The organism is Thermoactinomyces sp. CICC 10522 (assembly GCF_016055075.1).
Taxonomy (GTDB): domain Bacteria; phylum Bacillota; class Bacilli; order Thermoactinomycetales; family Thermoactinomycetaceae; genus Thermoactinomyces_A; species Thermoactinomyces_A daqus.
In genome coordinates this window covers 1-23,065 of sequence record NZ_JAECVY010000008.1, presented here as the reverse complement: position 1 = coordinate 23,065, position 23,065 = coordinate 1, and the positions used below count along the sequence as shown (strand labels likewise).

29 protein-coding genes, 2 tRNA genes and 1 pseudogene are annotated in these 23,065 nt (G+C 48.2%); 20 read left to right on the top strand and 12 right to left on the bottom strand.

All coding sequences use genetic code 11. The features are described 5' to 3' along the window. The first annotated feature begins 66 nt into the window (after positions 1 to 66). Complete coding sequence (locus tag I8U18_RS11825) at positions 67 to 891, top strand: MBL fold metallo-hydrolase (protein WP_033099474.1); 825 nt, start codon at positions 67 to 69, stop codon at positions 889 to 891. A 32-nt stretch (positions 892 to 923) separates the two neighbouring features. On the opposite strand, the gene I8U18_RS11820 is transcribed toward I8U18_RS11825, so the two are convergent. Next, positions 924 to 1,541, bottom strand: a complete 618-nt coding sequence (locus I8U18_RS11820; RefSeq protein ID WP_232331070.1) for a DUF975 family protein — start codon at positions 1,539 to 1,541, stop codon at positions 924 to 926. A gap of 145 nt (positions 1,542 to 1,686) precedes the next feature. After that, positions 1,687 to 1,914 (bottom strand): NifU family protein, encoded by a 228-nt coding sequence (locus I8U18_RS11815; protein ID WP_033099472.1) that lies wholly within the window; start codon positions 1,912 to 1,914, stop codon positions 1,687 to 1,689. Positions 1,915 to 2,137: 223 nt separating this feature from the next. Here I8U18_RS11815 and cysK point away from each other — a divergent pair, with 223 nt between their 5' ends. From cysK to I8U18_RS11795, 4 genes are all read left to right on the top strand, one after another. Next, positions 2,138 to 3,064, top strand: coding sequence for a cysteine synthase A (gene cysK, locus I8U18_RS11810; protein ID WP_198056045.1), 927 nt, complete (start codon positions 2,138 to 2,140; stop codon positions 3,062 to 3,064). 4 nt (positions 3,065 to 3,068) lie between these two features. Beyond that, entirely contained in the window at positions 3,069 to 4,202 is a 1,134-nt protein-coding gene (locus I8U18_RS11805) for a bifunctional cystathionine gamma-lyase/homocysteine desulfhydrase (RefSeq protein ID WP_033099470.1), read from the top strand. Positions 4,203 to 4,221: 19 nt separating this feature from the next. Beyond that, positions 4,222 to 4,542, top strand: coding sequence for a YuzD family protein (locus I8U18_RS11800; RefSeq protein WP_198056044.1), 321 nt, complete (start codon positions 4,222 to 4,224; stop codon positions 4,540 to 4,542). A gap of 145 nt (positions 4,543 to 4,687) precedes the next feature. Next, complete coding sequence (locus I8U18_RS11795) at positions 4,688 to 4,927, top strand: DUF1450 domain-containing protein (protein ID WP_033099468.1); 240 nt, start codon at positions 4,688 to 4,690, stop codon at positions 4,925 to 4,927. A gap of 98 nt (positions 4,928 to 5,025) precedes the next feature. On the opposite strand, the gene mqnE is transcribed toward I8U18_RS11795, so the two are convergent. Continuing rightward, positions 5,026 to 6,126: an aminofutalosine synthase MqnE gene (gene mqnE, locus I8U18_RS11790; RefSeq protein WP_033099467.1), complete on the bottom strand. Its 1,101-nt coding sequence runs from the start codon at positions 6,124 to 6,126 to the stop codon at positions 5,026 to 5,028. 534 nt (positions 6,127 to 6,660) lie between these two features. On the opposite strand from mqnE, the gene I8U18_RS11785 reads away from it, so the two are divergent. After that, positions 6,661 to 6,909 (top strand): aspartyl-phosphate phosphatase Spo0E family protein, encoded by a 249-nt coding sequence (locus I8U18_RS11785; protein ID WP_198056043.1) that lies wholly within the window; start codon positions 6,661 to 6,663, stop codon positions 6,907 to 6,909. Between the two features lie 74 nt (positions 6,910 to 6,983). Continuing rightward, the gene (locus I8U18_RS11780) at positions 6,984 to 7,340 is read left to right on the top strand and encodes a HesB/IscA family protein (RefSeq protein WP_033099464.1); all 357 of its coding nucleotides are present in this window, start codon (positions 6,984 to 6,986) and stop codon (positions 7,338 to 7,340) included. Positions 7,341 to 7,390: 50 nt separating this feature from the next. Here the strand turns inward: I8U18_RS11780 and I8U18_RS11775 are convergent, their stop codons facing one another. Then, positions 7,391 to 7,651, bottom strand: a complete 261-nt coding sequence (locus tag I8U18_RS11775) for a hypothetical protein (protein WP_232331071.1) — start codon at positions 7,649 to 7,651, stop codon at positions 7,391 to 7,393. A 119-nt stretch (positions 7,652 to 7,770) separates the two neighbouring features. Next, positions 7,771 to 8,775, bottom strand: coding sequence for an NAD(P)/FAD-dependent oxidoreductase (locus I8U18_RS11770; RefSeq protein ID WP_033099463.1), 1,005 nt, complete (start codon positions 8,773 to 8,775; stop codon positions 7,771 to 7,773). Positions 8,776 to 9,146: 371 nt separating this feature from the next. On the opposite strand from I8U18_RS11770, the gene I8U18_RS11765 reads away from it, so the two are divergent. Continuing rightward, positions 9,147 to 10,334, top strand: coding sequence for an NAD(P)/FAD-dependent oxidoreductase (locus tag I8U18_RS11765; RefSeq protein ID WP_033099462.1), 1,188 nt, complete (start codon positions 9,147 to 9,149; stop codon positions 10,332 to 10,334). A gap of 330 nt (positions 10,335 to 10,664) precedes the next feature. Then, entirely contained in the window at positions 10,665 to 10,817 is a 153-nt protein-coding gene (locus tag I8U18_RS11760; protein WP_160173790.1) for a YuiA family protein, read from the top strand. A 49-nt stretch (positions 10,818 to 10,866) separates the two neighbouring features. Here I8U18_RS11760 and I8U18_RS11755 read toward each other — a convergent pair whose 3' ends face one another. After that, a complete protein-coding gene (locus I8U18_RS11755; protein ID WP_033099461.1) occupies positions 10,867 to 11,634 on the bottom strand; it encodes a chlorite dismutase family protein in 768 nt (255 codons plus the stop codon). Positions 11,635 to 11,818: 184 nt separating this feature from the next. Here I8U18_RS11755 and I8U18_RS11750 point away from each other — a divergent pair, with 184 nt between their 5' ends. Next, positions 11,819 to 12,079, top strand: a complete 261-nt coding sequence (locus I8U18_RS11750; RefSeq protein ID WP_033099460.1) for a YuiB family protein — start codon at positions 11,819 to 11,821, stop codon at positions 12,077 to 12,079. A 502-nt stretch (positions 12,080 to 12,581) separates the two neighbouring features. Here the strand turns inward: I8U18_RS11750 and I8U18_RS11745 are convergent. Further along, positions 12,582 to 12,938, bottom strand: a complete 357-nt coding sequence (locus I8U18_RS11745; RefSeq protein ID WP_033099458.1) for a hypothetical protein — start codon at positions 12,936 to 12,938, stop codon at positions 12,582 to 12,584. Positions 12,939 to 13,009: 71 nt separating this feature from the next. Then, a pseudogene (locus I8U18_RS11740) lies at positions 13,010 to 13,186 on the bottom strand (transposase); the annotation flags it as partial. Between the two features lie 179 nt (positions 13,187 to 13,365). Here I8U18_RS11740 and I8U18_RS11735 point away from each other — a divergent pair. The 3 genes from I8U18_RS11735 to I8U18_RS11725 are packed head-to-tail and all read left to right on the top strand — an operon-like array spanning position 13,366 to position 16,156. Beyond that, entirely contained in the window at positions 13,366 to 14,454 is a 1,089-nt protein-coding gene (locus tag I8U18_RS11735) for a class II aldolase/adducin family protein (RefSeq protein WP_033099456.1), read from the top strand. 12 nt (positions 14,455 to 14,466) lie between these two features. Beyond that, positions 14,467 to 15,270 carry an SDR family NAD(P)-dependent oxidoreductase gene (locus tag I8U18_RS11730; RefSeq protein WP_052153922.1) on the top strand — a complete coding sequence of 268 codons (804 nt, stop codon included), beginning with the start codon at positions 14,467 to 14,469 and terminating at the stop codon, positions 15,268 to 15,270. Between the two features lie 13 nt (positions 15,271 to 15,283). Continuing rightward, a complete protein-coding gene (locus I8U18_RS11725) occupies positions 15,284 to 16,156 on the top strand; it encodes a diacylglycerol/lipid kinase family protein (protein ID WP_198056041.1) in 873 nt (290 codons plus the stop codon). Between the two features lie 87 nt (positions 16,157 to 16,243). Here the strand turns inward: I8U18_RS11725 and I8U18_RS11720 are convergent, their stop codons facing one another. Then, positions 16,244 to 17,038: a cobalamin-binding protein gene (locus I8U18_RS11720; RefSeq protein ID WP_198056040.1), complete on the bottom strand. Its 795-nt coding sequence runs from the start codon at positions 17,036 to 17,038 to the stop codon at positions 16,244 to 16,246. A gap of 24 nt (positions 17,039 to 17,062) precedes the next feature. Next, positions 17,063 to 17,548, bottom strand: a complete 486-nt coding sequence (locus I8U18_RS11715; RefSeq protein WP_198056102.1) for a divergent PAP2 family protein — start codon at positions 17,546 to 17,548, stop codon at positions 17,063 to 17,065. Positions 17,549 to 17,950: 402 nt separating this feature from the next. On the opposite strand from I8U18_RS11715, the gene I8U18_RS11710 reads away from it, so the two are divergent. The 7 genes from I8U18_RS11710 (at position 17,951) to I8U18_RS11680 (ending at position 22,303) form a co-directional block, all read left to right on the top strand. Next, positions 17,951 to 18,217 carry a hypothetical protein gene (locus I8U18_RS11710; protein WP_033099453.1) on the top strand — a complete coding sequence of 89 codons (267 nt, stop codon included), beginning with the start codon at positions 17,951 to 17,953 and terminating at the stop codon, positions 18,215 to 18,217. A gap of 73 nt (positions 18,218 to 18,290) precedes the next feature. Continuing rightward, positions 18,291 to 18,376: transfer RNA gene (locus I8U18_RS11705), tRNA-Leu, on the top strand. Between the two features lie 7 nt (positions 18,377 to 18,383). Beyond that, positions 18,384 to 18,472: transfer RNA gene (locus tag I8U18_RS11700), tRNA-Leu, on the top strand. 173 nt (positions 18,473 to 18,645) lie between these two features. Next, entirely contained in the window at positions 18,646 to 19,236 is a 591-nt protein-coding gene (locus I8U18_RS11695) for a Uma2 family endonuclease (protein WP_198064782.1), read from the top strand. A gap of 630 nt (positions 19,237 to 19,866) precedes the next feature. Continuing rightward, entirely contained in the window at positions 19,867 to 20,703 is an 837-nt protein-coding gene (locus I8U18_RS11690) for a sulfurtransferase (protein WP_198064781.1), read from the top strand. Positions 20,704 to 20,706: 3 nt separating this feature from the next. Next, positions 20,707 to 21,096 (top strand): hypothetical protein, encoded by a 390-nt coding sequence (locus I8U18_RS11685; RefSeq protein WP_033099408.1) that lies wholly within the window; start codon positions 20,707 to 20,709, stop codon positions 21,094 to 21,096. A gap of 295 nt (positions 21,097 to 21,391) precedes the next feature. Beyond that, complete coding sequence (locus I8U18_RS11680) at positions 21,392 to 22,303, top strand: aldo/keto reductase (RefSeq protein ID WP_198056037.1); 912 nt, start codon at positions 21,392 to 21,394, stop codon at positions 22,301 to 22,303. A gap of 160 nt (positions 22,304 to 22,463) precedes the next feature. On the opposite strand, the gene I8U18_RS11675 is transcribed toward I8U18_RS11680, so the two are convergent. Next, positions 22,464 to 22,817, bottom strand: a complete 354-nt coding sequence (locus tag I8U18_RS11675; protein WP_198064780.1) for a hypothetical protein — start codon at positions 22,815 to 22,817, stop codon at positions 22,464 to 22,466. Between the two features lie 56 nt (positions 22,818 to 22,873). Further along, the coding region (locus I8U18_RS11670; RefSeq protein WP_198064779.1) for a transposase at positions 22,874 to 23,065 on the bottom strand (192 nt) is incomplete at its 5' end.

Sequence of the window (23,065 nt, the reverse complement as noted above, 5' to 3'; positions counted from 1 at the left end):
CTCTGCGCGATGTCGAAAGGGAATTATCCCTTCTCTTATAAAATTCCTCAAAAAGGGGGACGCAGGATGCAGGCTTTTATTTGCAACACTTGCGGGACTCAATATCCGCCAACAACTGAACCGCCCGCAAGATGTGCAATCTGTGACGAGGAGCGCCAATATGTCCATCCTGACGGGCAAACCTGGACCACTTTGGAGATGATGCGAAAAAGCGGACGATATCACAACGAGATCATCCACGATGAAGAAGGTTTGTACAGCATTACGACCAACCCCCGATTTGCCATCGGGCAAACGACCTATCTCGTGCAAAATCAAGGTTTTAATGTTCTCTGGGATTGCATTGCTTACCTGGATGAAAAAACGGTGGCAGAAGTGAAGAAATTGGGTGGCGTTCAGGCGATTGCCCTGTCTCATCCCCATTACTATTCGACAATGGTGGAGTGGGCTGAAACGTTCGACGCTCCGATCTATATCCATACAGATGATAAAGAATGGGTGATGCGCCCCAGCGATTATATCCAATTCTGGACAGGGGAATCTTTGCAGCTGTCAGAAGGGATGACTCTTCATCGTCTTGGCGGGCATTTCAAGGGAGGCGCTGTTCTTCATTGGGAGACTGGCAATGCCGGAAAAGGAATCCTGCTTACCGGGGACATAATTACAGTGGTTGCCGACCGCCAATGGGTCAGCTTTATGTACAGCTTCCCCAATCTGATCCCCCTTCCGGCCCGAAAAGTGGCAGAGATAGCGGAGAAAGTGGCCGGTCTGAAGTTTGACCGTATATACAATGCGTTCCATCGCGTTGTTCTCCGGAACGCCAATCAATCCGTGCAAAAATCGGCGGAAAGATACATCGCAGCGCTGGAAGGAAGATTGTTTTCAACTTGATGAGATAAAAAACATCCCATCCGGGCCGGGAATTATCCGGCGGATGGGATGTTTGTATGTACAGGGGATTCTTCCCGGGCTTGGCCCGTAATTTTCAGATAGAAATGGGCTTTTGCCGCATTGTAATAAGGAATCAGCCAAAAAAAGCCGATAAAACCAAAGGGGACAATACTGCATAAAAGAAACCATCCCAGGAAAGTGAGTTGCAGCACAAATAATTTTGCTTTGTGCCCGTCCATGATTTCCCGGCTTTTGGTAATTGCTTCATTTACCGTATATTCCGGATGATCCAGCAAGATGAAATAGGTCATGGAGTAGGAATAGCTCTTGATGATCCCTGGAATAACGAAAAGTAATGTCCATAAAAAAGTATAGATGGCAGTGAGCAGGCTTGCGCCAACACTTTTCAGATAAAGGCCGCTTTTAAATTGCGAAAACAGATCGCCCAATTCGGCGTGTTGGCCGCGAACCTTTTTTAATATGAATAAGGTATAGCCGATCGTGATGGTGCCGGACATAAAAATACCCCAGAAAGGGATATAACTGAGAGGTCCGACCAAAATCAGAAACAGAAGGGTCACTCCTGCAGCAGAGCCCCAGGTTCCGCGCAAGGACTCGCGGGCGTATCGCCGAAGAGCAGCGTAATTCAAAAACATCACTTCCTTTATGTCGATTTATATTCAACATTATAAAGATAAGTCTATTAAATTGAAACATTTATATTTGGAATTTTTATTAACAATTTTTAACCAATAAAAAATCCCTCTTCCATCTTCGGAAAAGGGATGATCAGGATTAAAGCACCTGTTCCACTTCACGGACCTCCGGAATTTCTTCCATCAAGGCCCGTTCAATGCCGGCTTTCAATGTGATCGTCGAACTGGGGCAACTTCCGCATGCACCGAGCAGGCGGACACGAACGATGCCGTCTTCGACTTCAACCAATTCCACATCGCCGCCGTCACGTTGAATGTAAGGACGCAATTTATCTAATACTTCTTGTACGCGTTCTTGTACAGACATGCTGAGAACCCCTTTCTTTTTACAGGGTAGAAATCCTTATCAAAAGGAAGTAAAAGCAGGAAGTCAAGTTCATTGTAGGTTTTTTTATCGAAAAAATCAATGGTTATTTCCCGGAGAGCGGGTTGCCAGCGATTTTACCTTTAATTTGGAAACAAAAATTGCTAAGATGAATTTGGTGCTTTTCTTCAGCCTGTTTGACTATCTTGTCAAAGGAGAATAAGCGATGAAAAATAGATACGAAGATGTTAAGGAATTGATTGGGAACACCCCGTTGGTGCGAATTCAGCGCATGGGCATTCCGGAACAGGTAGAGCTGTATGCGAAATTAGAATACTTTAATCCCGGCGGAAGCGTGAAGGACCGTTTGGGAATCGCTTTGATTGAGGAAGGGGTGCGCACCGGGAAATTGAAACCGGGCGGAACCATCATTGAGCCGACAGCAGGCAATACGGGAATCGGCTTGGCCATGGCTGCTGTCGGAACGGAATACAAAACGATTTTTGTTGTTCCGGAGAAGTTTTCTGAAGAAAAGCAGGAATTGATGCGCGCTTTGGGAGCAAAGGTAATCAATACGCCGACGGAAGAAGGAATGAAAGGCGCGATCAAAAAGGCGCTGGAATTGGAACAAGAAATTCCGGGAGCATGGTGCCCCCAACAATTCAGCAATCCGGCCAATCCCCGGGCCCATTACCAAAGCACGGGACCGGAAATTTGGGAACAGACGGACGGGAAGATTGACATCTTTATTGCCGGTGCGGGTTCAGCCGGAACATTTATGGGGGCGGCACGTTATCTCAAAGAGAAAAACCCGCAGTTGAGAGCGGTCATTGTCGAACCGGAAGGATCAATTATCGCAGGAGGAGAGCCGGGTCCGCATAAAACCGAAGGAATCGGCATGGAGCTTTTTCCCGAGTATTTCGATCGACAATTAATAGATGAGGTGTATACTGTAAAAGATGAAGATGCGTTTGCGCTGGTGAAAGAATTGGCGCGAAAGGAAGGCTTGCTTGTCGGAAGTTCGTCCGGCGCTGCCTGCTATGCTGCGCTCAAAGAGGCGGAAAAAGCGGAACCGGGAACCAGAATCGCGGTCATTTTCCCCGACAGCAGTGAACGCTATCTGAGCAAAAAAATTTACCAAGGCGGTGTATGATACAATGAAAATCGATACCAAACTGATTCACGGGGGCACTTTTGGCGATCCGCATACAGGTGCCGTCAGTGTTCCGATCTACCAAGTTTCCACTTATAAACAAAAACGCGTGGGTGAACACGCGGGCTACGAATACTCCCGGACGGGCAATCCAACCCGGGCCGCGCTTGAACAATTGATGGCCGAACTGGAAAACGGTGCGCGCGGATTGGCGTTTTCATCGGGAATGGCGGCTATTTCCACTGTTCTTTCCCTCTTTCATCAAGGAGATCACCTCGTCGTCGGAGATGATGTTTACGGTGGAACGTTCCGCGTTTTGACCCGCGTCTTTAACCGGATGGGGCTGGAAGCCACCTTTGTTGACACCAGCAATTTGGAAGCGATTGAAGCGGCGATCCGTCCGGAAACAAAAGCAGTCTATATGGAAACCCCGAGCAATCCGCTGCTCAAAGTAAGCGACATTACCGCGATCTCCGGCATTTGCCGGCAAAATGGGCTCCTTTTGATTGTGGATAACACCTTTTTAACCCCTTATTGGCAAAATCCGCTTGAATTGGGAGCCGATATCGTTGTGCACAGCGCGACCAAATATCTCGGCGGTCACAGCGATGTTGTGGCGGGCATCGCTGTCACCAAAGAGGAGAGCCTTGGCGAGGAGATCCATTTTCTGCAAAACTCGATCGGCGGGGTTTTGGGTCCGCAAGATTCCTGGCTGTTGATCCGGGGAATCCGCACACTGGGGCTGCGCATGAAACAGCATGAGGCGAATGCCCGCAGGATTGCGGAATGGCTGGCTGATCATGAGCGTGTGAAGAAAGTGTATTATCCCGGGCTTGCCACCCATCCCGGCCATGAGATTGCCGCTAAACAGGCCAGAGGATTTGGCGGAATGATTTCGTTTGACGTGGGCAGTGCTGAACTGGCAGAGCAAGTGTTGGAGAGAACCAAACTCTTCACCCTCGCAGAAAGTTTGGGAGCCGTGGAAAGTTTGATTTCGGTTCCCGCCCGCATGACCCACGCTTCTATTCCGGTTGAGAAAAGAGAGAGGCTGGGAATTACGGATGGGTTGATCCGCATTTCCGTCGGGGTGGAAGATATAGAGGACCTGCTGACCGACCTGGATCAAGCTTTAAGCTGATGTCAGGAGGGGAAGAAACATGAAACCGATCGAAGTGCTTGTTTACGGTGCGAAGGAGTTGTGCGCAAGCTGTGTCAATCTCCCGTCTTCCCGCGAAACGGCCACCTGGCTGCGGGCGGCACTGGGACGCAAGTACGGTGAGCAAGTGAGTGTCCGCTATATCGACATCTTTAACCCGCAAACCGAAGAAGAAGCAGCATTTTCCCGCAAAGTGATCGATGAGGATCTGTGGTATCCGGTGGTCGTGATCGCTGAACAGATAGTGGCTGAAGGAAATCCCAAACTGAAAGAGATTGTCCGCATCATCGAAGAGCGGGGTGCGGTGCAGATCGGATCATAAATGATAAAAGGCTTCCGCATTATGCCGGAGCCTTTTTGTTTTTTTGAAGAAAAAAAGAACCTCTTTTTTTGCGATTGGGCAAAATAAAAGAGTCGATGTATAATGGCTATGTAGATCAGTTAGGCCAATAATGGAGTGAAGATAGATGTTCCCGTTGGTGGAATTTTGTCTTAACAATTTGACGGATGATGTTTTGGAAATTAAAAAGAAACTGGAAGCCGATCCGGAAATTGATGTGCTTGAATACGGTTGCCTCGGCAACTGCGGAATTTGTGCAAGCGGACCTTATGCCTTGGTCAACGGGGAACTGATTACCGGGGATACGGCTGAGGAATTGCTGAAAAACATTTACAAGGCAATTGAGGAAACGGAAGTTCGCTTTTAACATCAATTATAAATGAAGAAAGCATCCGGGATTGAGCCGGATGCTTTTTTTGCCTGCAAAAGTCCCCAAAACAGGAGATCAGCCGGTGCATTGCTTTCTTACTCATAGATTTTAATTGGGTTATAGAAAGTATCCCGTTCCACAGGCGTGCGGTTCGCCCCTTTGATCAGCCAGATGAGTTCGTCTTTGGTAAGAGCCTGCTGGGTTAATGCTCCGGCTGCGTGACTGATTCGCTCTTCTACAAGGGTGCCGTGCAGGTCGGATGCCCCGAACTGGGTGGCAAGCTGCGCCAGTTGGGTGCCGATATTGATAAAATATGCCTTGATGTGCGGGAAGTTATCCATCATCAACCGGCTGACGGCAATGGTGCGCATATCATCCATCGCGGACGTGCGCCGTTTGATCGATGCGTTTACATTGCGCGGCTGCATGGCCAACGGAATAAAGACCAAAAATCCATTCGTCTCATCCTGCAATTCACGCAGGCGAATCATATGAATCAGGCGCTCTTCCAGGGTCTCGATCGAGCCGTAGAGCATCGTGCAGTGCGTTTTTAGCCCCAGCTGGTGGGCGATGCGATGAACTTCCAGATATTGATCTGTGCTCGCTTTATCCGGGCTCATTTTCAGCCGGTAACGTTCGGTCAGAATCTCGGCGCCGCCACCCGTGAGAGATTCCACACCGGCAGCCATCAACTCTTTCAAAACCTCTTCAATGGAGAGGCCGGAGAGGCGGGAAAAAAATTCGATTTCCGCAGCGGTATAAGCTTTGATCGTAATATGGGGGTAATGTTTCTTTAAGATGGATACCGTATTCAGATAGTAATCAAAAGGAACGGTGTGGTTATGACCACCCACGATGTGAAACTCGCGCATTCCCTCACTGTAGCGCTTTTCTACATACTCCAGGAGCTCTTCCGGCGACATGGTGTAAGCTCCTTCTTCGTCCGGGTCGCGACGGAACGCACAAAAGGCGCACTTGGCTTCACATACGTTTGTCGGATTGATGTACAGATTTTGGATAAAATAAACGCGATCCCCGTTTTTTCGCTGGTTGACAAGATTGGCCAGCTGGGCGACAGTCAGCAAATCCGGTGTATTGTACAGGGTTAAACCGTCTTCCAGCGTAAGGCGCTCCCCGTTTTGAACCTTTTCCACGATCGGTTCCAGAGCGTGGTCAGTGATGGTGGAAAGTAACATCATAAGTTCCTCCTCTCCACGATGTGGAGATTTTTATGTTTTGGGCCGGTTTTGCCCAGGTATCATTCAAGCGATTTAGCTTTGGTTTGTGCTTATTGAGAAAAATTCGATACTCTAAATAAAAGTTGCCATGATCTATTTCATCATATCACAAAACGAAGTTAATAGAAAACGGCACGAGAGCTCTGTCGAATCCAACACCTGCCGGGGTGCCACCTTTTTCTGTCAAGCTTCGGGGATGGGCGACGGCGTTTTGCTCTCCGGATTTGCCGGATTTCAACGTATAAAGGAGATTGATGGGAAAACGCATCCCATCATTTTACAAAAATAATTTTGGTTTTCGTAAATTGTCAAGAGCTTGGAAGACAGGTTGTCTAAAAAATAGGTTTACTTGAAAAATTTGTAAAAATACCATCTTTCATTTTCACCTTTGTCATTGTATACTGAAAATAGTAAGCAAATTCGAACAAATGTGCTTAACTTTAGAGAAAAACAAACCAAGGGTCAAGTTTTGAGGAAAGGGAGGAGTTGTGGATGAACTGGTTTCGTTCGTTGGAGGACAAGATCGAGGCGGTTCGGAAGCGGATGGAGGAAACTGCACTTCGCTTGGGGATCAGTCATCCGAAGGTCTATCAGCTGAGTCGTGAATTGGATCTGCTGCACAACCAATGGGAACAGGAAAATGCCAGGTCGGAGAAGAATAAGAGCAATGTTTATCCCTTGCGCACCCACACACGGCCGGATGAATCGGGCAAAAACCTCAATATGTTTAAAGCGATCTGAATGTTCGCCGCGTTTGCTCGGTTGTATCGGCAACGGATTCCCTTGTATACTAAGAATGAAGGAGGGGATCGCCGATGATCACATTGACGAAGCAAGCAGCGTTAAAGGTAAGGGAAATGCTTGCGGAGCAGGAAAATCCGGAGAAACTGTATCTTCGTGTCGGTGTACAGCATGGAGGGTGCAGCGGTTTTTCATACAGCATGGGTTTTGATGAAGATAAGCATGTAAATGATGTCGAATTGGAATTTGATGGTGTGCGCACCTTGATTGATAAAGAGAATGAACCCTACCTCAAAGGAACGATCATTGACTACAAAGAGTCACTGATGGGCGGTGGTTTCAGCATTGAAAATCCCAATGCTGTCGCTACTTGCGGCTGTGGATCTTCTTTCCGGACGGCAACTGATGCCGGAAAACCAAGTGATTGCTGATTGCATGGGCCAACACCCGTCTCACGTTTACAAAGAGGCGGGTTTTTTATTTAAATTTCTATTTCCGAAACCATCTCGACATCGGAAAAACCGCAGGCGGGACAGAACAGATGGTGGGGACAGCGATGGGTGGCGACATCGATCCATCCGTCGGTCATCTTCAAGTCATCAATGGGACGGTACGGGCTGTAATCGCCCAGCAGGTCGCTGAAGCGCCCGTAATCCATCAAGGGAGTCGTGCATTTGGGGCATAAAATGGACAGTGCCGAAAAACCGTTGCAAACGGGGCAGGCATAAGAAATTTTCCGCATGACTTCTCTTCAACCTCCTGTGTTTAACCTGCCACTGCTCCGGTGTTTTCATGCAGCGATGAAATGCACAACCAAATTAAAAGGTCCCCGGCCTAAGCGGATGGGGACTCTTTTCATTGTTACAGTTTGAGATTGGAACTGTGTCCGGGTTGAAGGCGGGCATCCGGGTCAATATATTGTTTTGCGTTATTTACCGCAGTGGGGGCTTCGCCGAAACCGACGGCGATCAATTTGACTTTCCCCGGATAAGTGGCAATGTCGCCGGCTGCGTAAATGCCGGGGATGTTGGTTTCCATCCGGGAATTTACCTTAATGGCTCCTTTTTCAATCTCCAACCCCCATTCGACAATCGGGCCCAATGACGAGATGAAACCAAAACTGACGATCACGGCATCGACGGCCAATTCTTCCCGTACACCGGATTTCTTGTCGACGATCGTCACTTGTTCAATCCGGCCCTTGCCGTGAAGAGATTCAATTTCTCTGGGAGTGATGATGCGGACGCGGGATTGTTTCATCAATTCTACACTGTGTTCATGGGCGCGGAATTTATCCCGGCGGTGGATCACCGTCACACTTTTGGCAATCGGTTCCAGCATGAGGGCCCAGTCGACGGCTGAATCACCTCCACCCGCGATCAAAACGTCTTTGCCCGCGAAGGTTTGTTTATCCTTCACGAAATAAAACAAATTGCTTTGTTCATATTGTTCTGAACCGGGTACGTTGAGCTTGCGGGGTTCAAAGGCCCCGTTACCCGCTGTGATGATCACTGATTTCGCCAGATGGACTTGTTTTTGCGTGACAATCTCAAACAGGCGTTCCTCTTTTTTATTAATTTGCAGTACTTTTTCATCCAGGCAGTAAATCGGGTTAAAATGGTTGGCCTGTTCGATCAGGTTATTGACCAGATCTTGCGCTAAAATCTTGGGAAAACCGGCAACATCATATATATATTTTTCCGGATAAAGCGCAGAGAGCTGGCCGCCGAGTTGCGGCAAACTTTCAATCACCTTGACCGATGATTGGCGCATTCCGGCATAAAAAGCAGCAAAAATACCTGTCGGTCCTCCGCCGATCACGGCAATATCCGTGATTGAAGACGGATTTTGAGCGATGTTTGTCATGATGCCACCTCCAGAAAATTCTTAAAAGATAAACTTGATTTTATGTTGATATTTTATATATTACCTTATGTGTATAAAAAATCCCAATCAAATTGCTGGAATTCAATCTAACTCTATTCGATCTTGGGGCACTCTGCAAACACAGACCGATGTTCCTGCCTTCCTCCATCACCCGTTTTTTGAAATAACTTCTAGCTTCACGGCGGATACAGGCAAAAGAAGTGGATAAAATGTGAACAAAGAAAAGGACTTGCCAAAAGTTCGTGAAAATCATATCATAATCATTGGTATCATTCAATAAGAGCGAAGGTGCTTGGTTCCCCCAGATTGTGATAAAGCAATCAATATTAGTTAGATGGATGTGATCAGCGATGAGTGTACCAAAAGTCGTTATTCTGGGCGCGGGATACGGCGGATTGATGACCGCCAAAGGGCTGGCCAAGGAACTGGGTTACAATGAAGCCGAAATTACACTGGTCAACGAAAATAAGTATCACTACATTACGACCAAATTGCACGAACCGGCAGCAGGTACAGCCCATCCAGATCATGCCCGCGTCTCGATTCCGTCGGTAATCAACACGAAGCGGATTAACTTTATTCAAGACCGTGTATCAGCGATCAAGCTGAATGAACAGGAAGTTCAGCTTGAAAACGGTGAGCCTCTCAAATACGATTATCTCGTCATCGGTTTGGGAAGTGCGCCGGAAACGTTCGGGATCAAAGGGCTTCTTGAAAATGCCTTCTTTATCCGCAACATCAATTCCGTGCGCCAGATCCGCGAACATATGGAGTATATGTTCTCCCGCTACGCAAGCGAGAAAAAAGAAGAATTGATTACCATCGTGGTCGGCGGTGCCGGATTTACCGGGATCGAATATGTAGGTGAACTGGTTGACCGCATGCCTGAACTCTGCCACGACTATGATGTTCCGATGGAAAAAGTGCGGATCGTGAACGTCGAAGCAGCCCCGACGGTTCTTCCGGGCTTTGACAAAGAGCTTGTCGATTATGCCGTCAAGTATTTGGAAGGAAAAGGGGTTGAGTTCCTGGTCAATACGCCGATTGAGGAGTGTACAAAAGAGGGGGTTATCCTCAAAGGCGGTCAGGAAATTAAAGCTGCTACCGTTGTCTGGACCGGTGGGGTTCGGGGCAACAAACTGGTTGAAGAATCGGGGATTGAAACCATGCGGGGCCGTGTGAAAGTGGATGAGCAACTGCGCGCACCCGGATACGAAAATGTCTTCATCCTCGGTGACAGCTCTTTGGTGTTTAACGGTGAAAGACCTTATCCGCCAACGGCACAAATTTCGACACAACAAGGCCAATATCTCGGCAAACAATTAGCGAAAGTGATTCGCGGCGGACAGATTACAGAGCCGTTTGTTTACAAGCCGAAAGGTACAGTTGCTTCTTTGGGAAGAAGAGAAGCGATTGGTGTTGTCGGAAACAAAAAAATGACCGGCGGTTCCGCTGCCTTCATGAAAAAAGTGATCGACTTGCGCTGGCTGTTCCTGCTCGGCGGCGTCGGCCTTGCATTGCGCAAAGGAAAACTATAAGAGATCAGTCTGCTCCAGCTTGAGCGTTGTCTGGCCGGACCTTGATGGAGGGCCAGGCAGCGTCCGCGCGGACATCCGTCAATAAAGGGAATGGTTCTTCCCGGCCTGACTCCTGTTTCAGGATTTTGTCAACAAACAGGGACTCTTCTGATGAAGGGTCTTTTTGTTTTTGAAAGGAAACCGGATAAATTCTATATAATGACGCGTATTACCCTTTTGTTACCGCTTTCATTGCTCTGCAGCACTTTTTATGCCTGATTTAGGGATTTTTATTTCTTGATAAAATACTATATAATTTTCAGAAAATATATTTTTATAGGAGGCGGTTATATGAAACTGCAAACAATGACCTGTTCTTACTGTGAAGGTGCAGGATATATCGATTTGGTTCTCGGCGGATCAGAAACCTGCTATGCTTGTAACGGAACGGGCCAGGCAAAGAAAAGCGCAAAAGATAAAACACAATATAACAAAAATTCATAATTTTTATTCAAATGGAACGAGTCCCGTTAGAAGCGGGACTTTTCTTCTTTTACAGGGTATGAAGAGCATCGAGGACATCATCATGGCGAATGCAAGTAAACATGGGAACATCGCGCAGAGTATACCGGCTGGCTTCCGTTTCGCGCAATTCCTGCACGAGATTGAGGAAGTCTTTGGGATCATCGGTTTCAAACGCGACAACGAATTCCTGGTCGTCGATTCCGAAGCTGTAAGTCGTGTTTAATTTGACGGACGGATACTTGCTTCCCACCTGGATATGCTCATCCATCATTCCTTGGCGGGCAGGGAATGAAAGTTGGTACCAGTCACGGGTTTTTACAAACGGATATATGAAGAGATATTTACTTCGCCCCGGAATGATATGCGTGCGCGGGTTTTGGTGTTCCGGATCCATCTTATCAACATAGACGCTGCGTTTGGTCAGGGACAGATAAGAGTAAGTAATCTCCAAATATTTGCCAAGACCTGTTTTCATAAGTTCGCTCGTCATTTTTTGGAATGTTTCCAGGTCATTGGCGATTCTCCACAGCATGAGTTCCGCATCGGAACGGATTCCGACAAGGGAATAGCTGAGGACAAAGGTTCCCGGCTTGCCCTGATATTCTTTCACCACCGCCGCGAATTCCTGTTTTCCTTTTTCCTGTTCGGATTCGCTCAGCCGGCGCCAGGCGGGGTCCACCTTGAAAAAGGAAAAGTTGACAAATTGGGTTGGCAGACTGGGACGGCCTTGGGCACTGCTTCCGCCGGTTTCCGTTCCGGGTCTGCCTGTAAATGATGGTCTGCCTTGTGGACGCATGAAGTGCTTCCTCCTTTACTTCGATTCTTTTTTATTGTAGCGGAAAGAGAAGAGAAGAAGCAAACAGGGGAAGATGCCGAGAGATCCTATTCATTAAATTGCCATGTTTCTGTCCTTTTATTGACCTTGATTTCGATTTTCAGTAAAATGGGTGCGAACTTATCAGAGACGGAGGCGATGGGCAATGAATGTCGCCCAGTTGATTATCTCCATCCCGCTCTTGTTCGTGTTGTTTTTCGGGTTGGGGTTTATTCTCAATATGATTTTGAAAACCACTTGGTTGCCATTGGTGCTTTTTTTCGCCGTCGTTTTGTATGTAGGATGGGATGTGACGCATATTGTCACCCTGGTTAATGGTGTCCTCTTTTTTTCGGGGCTGGCCGGAGCGATTTCCGGTGTTTGGACAATTAAAACTCTTCGCACGAAAGGATATCGGATGTTTTAGCAGGCAAGAAGATTCAAGCGCGTTGGCCGCTGTGAGGCTATTGACAAACCCAGCAGTTTCTCCGCTGGGTTTTTATGCTAAATCGGAAAAAACTAGAGAAAAACAGGCGGAGATCACGGAGGAAAGATCCGCCGTCGGGCCCCTTGCTCCTTCTCCTGAGGAGAAAGGCGATAGAATATACAGCGCGATAGAAAGTTTCCTGAGTCAGTTCTTCCGCCGTATCCGCAATGTGACACAGGGCGAGCAAGAATTTGTACACGCTTCGGGCGTTCTTCAATGCGGTCACCCACTGCATCGCCTCCTTCAATCGGTTCTACTTATATATCCCGAAAATCAGTATTTCGTTACAGAGGAAAAAATAATTTTGACCAAAAGAGGAGAGTACTATTCCTTCCATTCAAAATCCCGCCTTTTTTGCACAGATTCCCAACATCCGAACAGCAGCAGAAATGAACGTTGCTTTTGGTTCAGAGATTTCCCGTCTCGGCCATGTTCAGACGAATCATGAAAAAGAGGAGGCCGGCCTGTAGGAGCTCACGGAAAAAGTACCGTTGGGTTTCTTGTTCCTCTTAAGTGGACGGCCGCTTGCCGTGTGTTTCACGATCCTGTCAATGGCGCGATCCCATTCCGCCGTGTACTTCACCGCGGATTGGCGAACCATCTGACAGGTGAATCTGTTCTTGTTGGCGTTTGCCTTTAAAAACGTCGGGTCCGTAAACAGTTCTTTCCCTTTGATCAGTCCGTGGCGGATGGCTTGCAAAACGATTTCGTCGAAGCTCTCCCGGAAGATGGTCGTATCGTTGAACCTGCTGCGTCGGTTCTTGCTGAATGTGGTGGTGTGAGCGACCTTGTCCGTCAAGGAAGCAGTATGCCACGTTGACCTGTATTTCTTCCACCAGGCGCCGTTCCGAGCCAAATACCCGATGAACAAACCGGGTCCATGCAAAGACGCCCGTTGTCCTCGCAGTATAATGGTCGGGTCATTTCTGCGATGAACGAAAAGTCGATGGCGGCATCAATCTTGCGAAACCGGTGATCCTGTGGTACCAGCTCCCCGATATTGACCGATTCAATACTGCCTTGCCGATGGACGTGGATTTGAAACATACAATTCCGTCCTGATCTTTTTTGTTATCTTCTGATTTTGACCAAAAATTGCTGACCTGCTTGCCTTTGTCAGCAGTCTCTCAGCTGTGTTGGCTGCTGTTTTTTTATTGGACAGGGAAGAATATTTTTCCATATGCATGGCGAATAATAAGGGTTGAATTTGAGAAGAGGTGATTTAGATGCAATCCTTTGCCATTGCAGGAGATTGGAGACGAACCTCAACACTGGAACAATTTGCTGATGGATTAAAACGGGAAATGGAGGCTAATCATTACCAGCACGTACCGTCGGATGACCCTTTTGTCCAATTGGTGTTTAACTTCGTGAATCCTGATGAGCCGCAGCATTTTCGGCGCAACGGGAAAGGCACATTTGTCGTCACAATCGCTGAATCAGACCGTCCGGAGAATAATATCCTGTTTGCCGGCTACCCGGTCTTGGTCCGGTCCCTGGGCAATTTGCTGATTTATCTCGATCGCTCCGGCGGCAGCTTGAAAACTTATTTTGTTACGTTGGAGCAAGGTTGTTACAAGATCAAAAGGGAGGAGGGAGAAGAAGGCTATTTCCGTGAAGTATTTGAACGGCTGAAACCATTGGCCACCTCCAAGCTGGTGATCGACAATGTTTTTATTCCCGACTTGCCGGAGGAGTTATGGGAAGGAAATCAAACGACGCAAAGCATCTATCAGGCCGGCAAGAAGCTGGATTCCCTCAACCTGCTTCCCGCCCCGTTTCCAATCGACGAGCTTCTCTCCCCTAAAGAATTGCGACATATCCACCGTTTATACGGAATTGGGGGGTTGAGCTACGGGAACTTGAGCGCGCGCCATGAGGACAACTCTTTTTGGATGAGCGCGAGCGGTGTCAACAAAGCGAACCTCAAAGAAATCGGGCGGGACATCCTCCTTGTGAAACGGTACAATGACCAAAACACCGCGATGGAGATCAGTGTTCCTCCGCATGTAACCCCGAAGCGTGCCTCGGTTGATGCGATTGAACACTGGATGATTTATTCAGAGCATCCCGAGGTTGGAGCAATCGTCCATGTTCACGCTTGGATGGAGGGAGTGCCGTCGACGGAGATTAACTACCCTTGCGGAACCGTCCAGTTGGCGGAGGCGGTGGCCGGACTGATCCGTCAGGCAGAAGATCCGTCACGCGCTGTCGTGGGGTTGAGAAATCACGGGCTTACCATCACGGGGCGGAATTTGGAGGATATTTTTGAGCGGATCGAAGGGAAAATCATTCCACAAGTTCCCATGAGCTGAGGGGAGGATTGCATGAACAAACGGTTTGTGCTCGTTACCGGGGCTTCGAGCGGAATCGGGGAAGCCATCGCCAAGCAGCTGGTAAAACAGGGGGATTATCCCATCCTAGTTGCCCGGAATATGGAGAAACTTCAAGCGTTAAAGCGGAAGTTAAAGGATTGTTTCATTTATGCCTGTGACGTCACCAGGGAAAATGATGTGAAACAGATGGTGGATGCGGTAATCCGGAGGTTCGGCAAAATCGATGTGCTGATCAACAATGCAGGAGTGGGTGAATTTGGCGGGACACTGGACATCCCTCTCTCCGATTATGAGAAGATGATTGACACCAATTATTTGGGCGCTGTCCGCCTCACTGCCCACCTTTTGCCGCAGATGCTGCTGGCCGGGGGCGGGCGCATTATTAACATTGCATCAATGGCCGGCCTTACGGGTATCCCGAATCTGGCCGGTTACTGCGCTTCCAAATTTGCTTTGCTGGGGTTTTCTGAGTCGCTCAGGATGGAGTATTCCCCGGTGATCCGGGTGGGAGTGCTCTGTCCGGGACCGGTGTTGACCCCTTTTTTCGGGGAAAAGGATCCTGCCGCCTGTTTTCCTCCATTTATCGCCAAAAAAATGCTGGATGCCGATACAGTTGCCCGTTATGCCGTGCGCCTGATAGAGCGTCCGCGGGTTCTCGTCATTCCGCGTTCCCTCAGATGGGCATTGCGGTTGCGTCAGCTTTGTCCTGAACTGTATCTTTTTGTCACAAGAAGGTTATATGGTTCGTGGATGGGAAAAGGAAGAGACAAGGCAACGGCCACGATAAACGGTTGAGGTGGAATGTGCGATGTACCTGTTTGTTGTCAATGAAGTATCGGGCAAGGGGCGCGGCAGGGAAGTTTGGGCTTATGTGCAAAAGCGGCTCCAAGAGATGAGAGTCCCGCATGAAGCTGTGTGTACAGAAGGGCCTGGCCATGCAGAAGAGATTGCCAGGGACGCGCGAGAGGGAAAAATGTTCAAGGCAATTATTGCTGTCGGCGGGGATGGAACCGTTAACGAAGTGGGGAACGGCGTGATTGGCAGTGATTTGCCGATCGGGTACATTCCTGCCGGAACTGGCAATGATTTTGCCTTGGCTCATCGCATTCCCCTCGACCCGGAATGGGCATTGGAGCGGATTTTGCGCCATCAGGTTTACCAGGTCGATACCGGGATGTTGAAAGAGCGCCATATGATCGGCTTTATGGGGATCGGATTTGACGCGAAGGTGGCAGAAGCGGTCAATATGTCGCAGCGCAAAAGATGGCTGGGGCGGCTTACCTACGGGATTGAGGCGATCAAAACATTAAAATCGTTTAAACCGCAACCGGCGGTGATCACCGTAGACGGACGGCGGTATGAATACGACGGGGTATGGCTGGTGGCGGTCGCCAATATTCCCAACTACGCAGGCGGGATTCGCATTTGTCCTCATGCGCAGATGAACGACGGGCTTTTGGATCTTTGCTGTGTGCGGAACCTGACCCCCGGGCAGTTTTTGCGCGTTTTCCCTTCCGCCTATCGCGGCAAACACATTCATCATCCTTCTGTTGTTTTTCACAGCGGGCGGGAGATCACCATTGAAACGGATGCCCCCTTTATCGCCCATGTGGACGGTGAGGTGCTTGGCGGGGCTCCGGTGACGGTTCGCGTTGCACCAAAGTCACTGTCAATCCTGTAAAGGCTGCGGGGTGCCCCTTTTCTTCCTTTGTGAAGATGGTTCAGGGGTGCCCCGCTCTCGGGTTTGCTGAAATTTTCATCTTTGCGGTTATTCTCCGGTTTGCGGGGGGAAATGTTCCGGGTAGAGAATATGGGCGAGGTGTTTGATTCCGGTTAAAATGCGTGGGGAAGGGCGGCAATACCAGCCTTCTTCCAAGATGTATATATTTTTTTCGTTTGCCAAAGGGTGTCCTTGCCAGCCGGGCCGGGAACAGATGAGGTTTTTTTTGACGCGCCGGATGGGAATGCCTGTCCAAACGATCAGCGCCAGATCGGGATCTTTTTTCAGCACATCGTCCCAATCGGTCTGCACGCTGTCCTGGGGAACCTCGCCGTATACATTGACAGCTCCGACCAGCTGGCTGATTTCTGTCAACCAGTTTTTCGCCCCGGGGGTGAATACGGGTTTGGGCCACCACTCCCAATAAAGGCGAATCGGTTTCTCCTGATGCGGAATCTTTTGCTTAATCGCTTCAATCTCCTGTAAAAATCGTTCAGCAGCTCTTTCTCCGGCTTTTTTTCTTCCGATCGCTTCGCCAAGAGTTTTCAAATCACCGGCAATCCCCGCGAGCGTTTTTGGATTTAAAATGATGTGGGGAATCCGCTCCTGTTTCAGCCGTTCAATATTTTTTTCCATGCCTGGAACACTCAGAGAAGCGATGACCAAATCTGGTTGAAATAATTTTACTTTTTCAATATCAATATCCAGATCGGGGCCGACTCTGGGCAAATCCTGCCAGTGGGGCGGCCAGTCTGAATAATTGTCCACAGCTGCCAGCTCATCCGTCACGCCGAGGAAGTACAGCAACTCCGTGTTGCTCGGGCAAATGGAGACGATTCGCAATTTGATGATCCCTCCGTCTCTGTGCTAATACCAGATCCAATACATCAGCAGGGCGAACAAAATGCCAAACCAAGCCCCGATAAATACTTCAATCGGTTGATGTCCCAGGATTTCCTTTAAACGGATGCGCGCTTCGGGCGAAGGTTTGTTTTTGTTGAGATGGCGCAATTCCGTTAACAGGGCGGAAAAATCATCGACTAACTGGTTTAACACTTGGGCGTGCATGCCTGCCTGACGGCGGACCCCGGTCGCATCATACATCACAATAATCCCGACGATGGTGGCGATGGCAAAATCGGGTGAATTAAATCCCTGGCTCAGGCCGATCGAAGTTGCCAGTGAAGTGACGGCAGAAGTATGGGCGCTCGGCATTCCGCCGGAATTGATCAGCCAGCCCCAATTCCATTTGCGCGTAATAAAAAAATTCCAGGGAACCTTAATCAACTGGGCGAGAGAAATAGCAATTAATGAAGTCCAGAGAGGAAAATTTGCCAGAATTTTATCCAGCATCAATGGATGGACACCCTTTCATTCAAGTCGTTTGCTTGATCCAGGCAGGGGACTGCCTTTTATCTTTATTATTTTCTCCTGTGTGATAACGTTAAACTATTTAATTATATCCTATTGTAATCTTGTTTTAAAAGACAAAAACGCGAAAGTGACCGATCCGGAGATTAAAGTTTTTATATATGCTTTAATGCAAGGAAGCGGATTTGCTTTTCGGCTGAATTTGCAACAGCCGTATTAAAACGGATCAGAATGGGTTTTTGGGAGTACGGAATTCAACAGTGGGAATACAGCCGCAAGTTAATTTTAATTAAAAATAAAATAACTCAAAAGTCTTGTGAAAAATCAGGTTCGGATGGTAGAATTTTATTAACTTTTAAAATGGTGATAGGGAGATAGGAAGATATGTGGGATCATTTGCCGGACCCATTACCGTTCTTCTATGATTTGGAATGCCCGGAATGCAAAAAGCGGTTTCGATTGACGGAAAAGGACCCGATTCTGATGGAATTGATTTGTCCGAATTGCGGGCATCAGTGCCCGATAAATGATTTTGTTACTCAGGATGCAATCCTGTACGAACTTACCCTTGCCCGCAAAAAGTTGGAAAAAGCGTTTTTTCAGGCGCAACGGACCGGCATGAAAAAGGATGGAAAGAATCAGGAAGGCTGATCCCGGAAAAAATTGGCCGAGGGGTTGTCAAATGCACATAGTTATGATATATTGTCTCTTGTCGTTATAATTTGCCGAAGTGGCGGAATTGGCAGACGCGCACGACTCAAAATCGTGTTCCCAAAAGGAGTGTGGGTTCGAGTCCCACCTTCGGCACCAACCTCTTGCTGGGGTGGCGGAATAGGCAGACGCACAGGACTTAAAATCCTGCGGTAGGTGACTACCGTGTCGGTTCAAGTCCGACCCTCAGCACCAAGCATGCGGAAGGCCTTGCCCGGAAGGAGCAGGGTCTTTTTTTGTGATAAGTGCGTTGCGATTTGGGCTTGGTTTCCCTTTCTCCCTCCTGATCCTCCCGGCAATTCCTCAATCTTTGCCTCTCTGAAGTCAAATAAAGGAAAGTGGTGTATAATAACGGAGGAGGGGTTGCGATGAAATCTCCGGCTTATGAGACAAATACCCGTTATTCCTACCGGGATTATTTAAGTTGGGATCCGGATGAGCGCTGTGAATTGATCGATGGTCTCCCGTATAACATGACTCCGGCCCCCTCATCGAAACACCAAGAGATTTTGGGCAATATCTTCGTTCTCTTTTACCAGTATTTGAGCGGAAAACGGTGCAAGGTTTACTTGGCTCCGTTTGAGGTGCGCCTTTCGGAGAAAGAGGAGGATGAGCACACCTTTAACGTTGTGCAACCGGATTTGTCCATTATCTGTGATCCGCGGAAAATCGATGAGCGCGGGTGCAAAGGCAGCCCGGATCTGATTGTGGAAGTGCTCTCGCCGGGTATCGCCGCGAAGCGCGACAAAACCGACAAATTTGAGCTTTATCAAAAATATAAGATCAAAGAATACTGGATTGTTGACCCGTTTAATGAAAATGTGGAAGTTTTTCTGCTCGAGAATAACCGTTTTGCCAACCGGCAGGTTTATGTCAAGGGCGATGTTTTTACGGTCAGCATTTTCAGCGATCTCTTAATTGATCTGAACCGGATCTTTAAAGACGAGTCTTTCGAATAATCGGGAGGCTATTTTTTTTGCATAAAAACATGAGCCAATAAACCGTTTGTTGACGGAGGCATGATCAAGTATCCCGGATTCCCCGGGGCGGATTATTTATGTAAAAAGGGTTGCTGACCTGAACGAGGGCAAGGGACTGGAGGCGTCAGGATCAGCAACCCGTTTGTTTGTTATTTACAATGGCACTTGTGATGACGGTGACGGTGGTGGTGGCGACGGCGCGGGCAACAGATCAAGAAGCATCGACGGCGTCTTCTTCTTCTGCAGCACATACCCATCACCTCCTTTCAAACGGGGTAAGAACCTGGATAAAAGATTGAAGATCTATGAGAAGGAGTAAAGAGGGGAGTGCATCGGAGAAGAGATGATCAGAATCTATCATATTATATGAACGGGGAGAAGATAGAGTAACGGACAAGTTGCTCAGTTTGGCACAAACAGGCTGAATCGGCGAAAAATTATGCATAAATGGACTGTGTTTGATTAATTTTTAATAATATTACCATTTTCGCTTGCCATTTGTTTTAAAAAGGTGTATTTTATTATAAAGCCAGTCGGAATACACGGGATTTAGTCGAGTAATATTCCGACTCCTTGTAAAACTTTATTTACATAGAGGAGGTCTTGTCTATGGCTGATCTGGACGCCAATGTTCTTGTGACCACTGAGTGGGTAGCGGAGCACAAAGATGATCAAAATGTGCGTTTGGTAGAAGTTGATGTGGATACAACGGCTTATGATACAGGGCATATCGAAGGGGCGATCGCCTGGAACTGGACGACACAATTGAACGACCAAGTACGCCGGGATATTCTTACCCCTGAGCAATTGGCGGAACTGTTGGGAAAATCCGGCATTACCCCTGATACGGAAATCATTCTTTACGGTGATAACAATAACTGGTTTGCAGCTTATGCTTATTGGCAACTGAAAATTTTTGGTCATGATAAAGTGAAATTGATGAACGGCGGACGCAAAAAGTGGGAATTGGAAGGACGCCCGTTTGTTAAAGAGGTGCCGTCAGTAACGGCAGTGCAATATCCGGTCAAAACGGCTGATCAGTCGATTCGTGCTCTCTATCAGGATGTGAGATCGGCCATTGGCAGCGATTCCACTGTACTGGTTGACGTTCGCAGCCCGCAGGAATTCAGCGGTGAAGTAATCGCACCCCCGGGCATGACGGAAACGGCCCAACGCGGAGGACACGTACCGGGAGCCGTGAACATCCCCTGGGCAAAAGCGACCAATGAAGACGGTACCTTCAAATCCCTTGATGAGCTGAAAGAACTTTATAACTCGCTTGGTGTTACTCCGGACAAAAACGTGATCACCTATTGCCGGATCGGCGAACGTTCGGCACATACCTGGTTCGTCCTGCGCGAATTGCTCGGCTTCAAAAATGTCCGCAACTATGACGGCTCCTGGACCGAATGGGGCAGTATGGTCGGAAACCCGATCGAGCGGTAAACAATGAAACTGGAACCTCAATCCATTGCAGGCGAACCGATTTTACGGCAATTATATGCGACGGTCTTCACGGGGACGAAATTGGAAAAACTTCCCCTGTTTTTCGATGCCAAGGTGCTCGATCATTATCGGCAAAATCCCAATTTCCAAATCATCCGGACGGATACTTCCGGAAGATTAAAGAAAACCGGGGGCTGGTCACTCGATTTCGGCATCAGCGGCGAGGGCGATTCCATTATCCAAGTCGCGCTGGAGAGTTTGGCCGGACGCCTTCCGGAGTCGGAACATGAGCATTGGCTTTCCCATGTCATAACGCTTCCCCTCAGCAGCAACTATGTAAAAGGATTAATTCGGCCCGGTTGCCTGGATGATGGTCCGATCCGGCCGTGGTAACAGGCAAAAACCGTCCGGTTCAGCGGAACATGCCGCTCGAGCCGGACGGTTTTTTAGGATGAACGCAGAAAAGTATGCTGGTTTTTATAGAAAAATACGGCTTTTTGCCGACACCGAATTGCAGCGAAGGGTTCGGGTTATCCGCATGTAACAGTCGGGCCGCGGAAAGTGATGTTACAGCAGAATTAGGATGTTTTGCACAACGGTTAAAAGGGGATTTTCTCCTTGTCCGCAGCATTGCCTGTGGCTACGTCGGGATGAGTGGGGAAAATCGGAGACCCGGGAGGGAACCAGGATGAAAAGAGCATTGGAAAAAAGAGAGATTCCGAGGATCGGTGCCGCGGTCACCTTTTTGGGCTTTGGCGCTTTGGAAATCGGACGGGACTGGGGATTGGGAGACGGCAGGGAGAGGCAAAAGCCTGACGACAGACAAGCGGAAAAAGTACTGCATGCGGTGCTTGATGCCGGCATCAATCTCATCGATACAGCCAGCGCGTACCACCGGAGTGAAGAGCGGATCGGCAAGTTTTTGTCCTCCCGCCGCCATGAATTTATTCTCGCCACCAAATGCGGAGAACACAGCAAAGAACCGGACACCTACTACGATTTTTCCTACCGCGCCGTCAAAGAGTCGATTGACCGCAGTCTCAAGCAGTTGCAAACCGATGTGATCGACATTATGCAAATCCATTTTGGACCTGACCCCGAACGGGTAATTGATGAGGGGGAAACGCTGGCCGCGATGAAGGATGCGCAGAGGGAAGGAAAGATCCGTTACCTCGGTGCCTCGATCGACGGGGAATTGGCCACGCGGTTAATCGAATCGGGCGAATTTGACGTAATGCAAATGGGATATAATCTTCTTGATCAAACCAACGAAAAAAACATTGCCCTTTGCCGTGAAAAAGGAATTGGCGTCTTCATCCGTTCCGGCCTGGCCGCCGGCCTCCTGTCCGCCCGTGTCCTGCCTCATCTGAACGAGCAATTCAAGCATAAGAAGAAAGTGCTCGCCCTGCTGGAACTCGTCGGCGGAAACGGTGACCAACTGACGGCTCTCGCTCTGCAATTCCTCTATCGGAATCCGGGTATCAGCTCGATCCTGGTCGGCAGCAAACGACCGGAGCGAATCGGGCAAAACATCGCATTATTGCAACAGGAGATTTCCGATCATTTGCTGGAAAAAGCGCTGGAGATCGTAAACGATTAAAATTAGCGAAGAACCGGCCCATAAAGAGTTAGAGGCCGGTTCTTTGTGCTGAGGGATGAGCTTTGGGGGTGTAAGAAATAGCAGAACTAATCGATTGGTTTAATCGTTGGTTTTTTTGCAGGAATTTGAATTTTGTAAATATATGATTAAAAATTTACTTTTATTTCTTGGAGACTTTTCTATATTTAAAATTGAACGCATTAGCATTAGGATCAAGAGGCTCAATTTTCCCTTGTTTTCTTAATCGTTGGAATGCCCTTTTTACTTTGTTCTCCGAGTTCTCTCCTGTCAAGTTTCGGATGATTTTGTTCGTTACAAACGAATGGTTTTCTAGATATTCCATAATCTGATCTTCGATTGAAGCAAGTTTTTGATGTTTTAATGTAACAACTACAGAATTTTCTAACTCCTCGATTTCCGGAGCCACAAGACCTGCTTTCATCATTGCATTCTTTGCAGTATTTAAACCTTCTCCAATATCATAATTAACTGGATCAGGTAGGTTATGGAGCAATCGGAGATCAAGTCCAAAATTATGTGTAAATTTCCACGGTCAGAAAAAGTCGGCGTTCAACTTATGCGTGTGACTTTTGGCTGAGGTTTTTCTTTGGATTTTCGCCACTCCAAGTACTCGGTCATGTCCAAGTACTTTCTACCACTGGACCATTTTTCGTCCACTTCCATCAGTAGTGCTCCCAGCAAACGCAACGCGGAAGCTCGATTCGGAAAGATCCGAATCACCCGTTCCCGGCGGCGTACCTC

Coding starts and splice junctions, on each gene's coding strand:
- I8U18_RS11760 (WP_160173790.1), top strand. CDS start 10,665: ATGAAACTGCAAACAATGACCTGTTCTTACTGTGAAGGTGCAGGATAT.
- I8U18_RS11715 (WP_198056102.1), bottom strand. CDS start 17,548: ATGCTGGATAAAATTCTGGCAAATTTTCCTCTCTGGACTTCATTAATT.
- cysK (WP_198056045.1), top strand. CDS start 2,138: ATGAAAAATAGATACGAAGATGTTAAGGAATTGATTGGGAACACCCCG.
- I8U18_RS11750 (WP_033099460.1), top strand. CDS start 11,819: ATGAATGTCGCCCAGTTGATTATCTCCATCCCGCTCTTGTTCGTGTTG.
- I8U18_RS11825 (WP_033099474.1), top strand. CDS start 67: ATGCAGGCTTTTATTTGCAACACTTGCGGGACTCAATATCCGCCAACA.
- I8U18_RS11725 (WP_198056041.1), top strand. CDS start 15,284: ATGTACCTGTTTGTTGTCAATGAAGTATCGGGCAAGGGGCGCGGCAGG.
- I8U18_RS11780 (WP_033099464.1), top strand. CDS start 6,984: ATGATCACATTGACGAAGCAAGCAGCGTTAAAGGTAAGGGAAATGCTT.
- I8U18_RS11785 (WP_198056043.1), top strand. CDS start 6,661: ATGAACTGGTTTCGTTCGTTGGAGGACAAGATCGAGGCGGTTCGGAAG.
- I8U18_RS11800 (WP_198056044.1), top strand. CDS start 4,222: ATGAAACCGATCGAAGTGCTTGTTTACGGTGCGAAGGAGTTGTGCGCA.
- I8U18_RS11680 (WP_198056037.1), top strand. CDS start 21,392: ATGAAAAGAGCATTGGAAAAAAGAGAGATTCCGAGGATCGGTGCCGCG.
- mqnE (WP_033099467.1), bottom strand. CDS start 6,126: ATGTTACTTTCCACCATCACTGACCACGCTCTGGAACCGATCGTGGAA.
- I8U18_RS11755 (WP_033099461.1), bottom strand. CDS start 11,634: ATGCGTCCACAAGGCAGACCATCATTTACAGGCAGACCCGGAACGGAA.
- I8U18_RS11815 (WP_033099472.1), bottom strand. CDS start 1,914: ATGTCTGTACAAGAACGCGTACAAGAAGTATTAGATAAATTGCGTCCT.
- I8U18_RS11710 (WP_033099453.1), top strand. CDS start 17,951: ATGTGGGATCATTTGCCGGACCCATTACCGTTCTTCTATGATTTGGAA.
- I8U18_RS11775 (WP_232331071.1), bottom strand. CDS start 7,651: ATGCGGAAAATTTCTTATGCCTGCCCCGTTTGCAACGGTTTTTCGGCA.
- I8U18_RS11690 (WP_198064781.1), top strand. CDS start 19,867: ATGGCTGATCTGGACGCCAATGTTCTTGTGACCACTGAGTGGGTAGCG.
- I8U18_RS11795 (WP_033099468.1), top strand. CDS start 4,688: ATGTTCCCGTTGGTGGAATTTTGTCTTAACAATTTGACGGATGATGTT.
- I8U18_RS11695 (WP_198064782.1), top strand. CDS start 18,646: ATGAAATCTCCGGCTTATGAGACAAATACCCGTTATTCCTACCGGGAT.
- I8U18_RS11730 (WP_052153922.1), top strand. CDS start 14,467: ATGAACAAACGGTTTGTGCTCGTTACCGGGGCTTCGAGCGGAATCGGG.
- I8U18_RS11765 (WP_033099462.1), top strand. CDS start 9,147: ATGAGTGTACCAAAAGTCGTTATTCTGGGCGCGGGATACGGCGGATTG.
- I8U18_RS11685 (WP_033099408.1), top strand. CDS start 20,707: ATGAAACTGGAACCTCAATCCATTGCAGGCGAACCGATTTTACGGCAA.
- I8U18_RS11805 (WP_033099470.1), top strand. CDS start 3,069: ATGAAAATCGATACCAAACTGATTCACGGGGGCACTTTTGGCGATCCG.
- I8U18_RS11770 (WP_033099463.1), bottom strand. CDS start 8,775: ATGACAAACATCGCTCAAAATCCGTCTTCAATCACGGATATTGCCGTG.
- I8U18_RS11735 (WP_033099456.1), top strand. CDS start 13,366: ATGCAATCCTTTGCCATTGCAGGAGATTGGAGACGAACCTCAACACTG.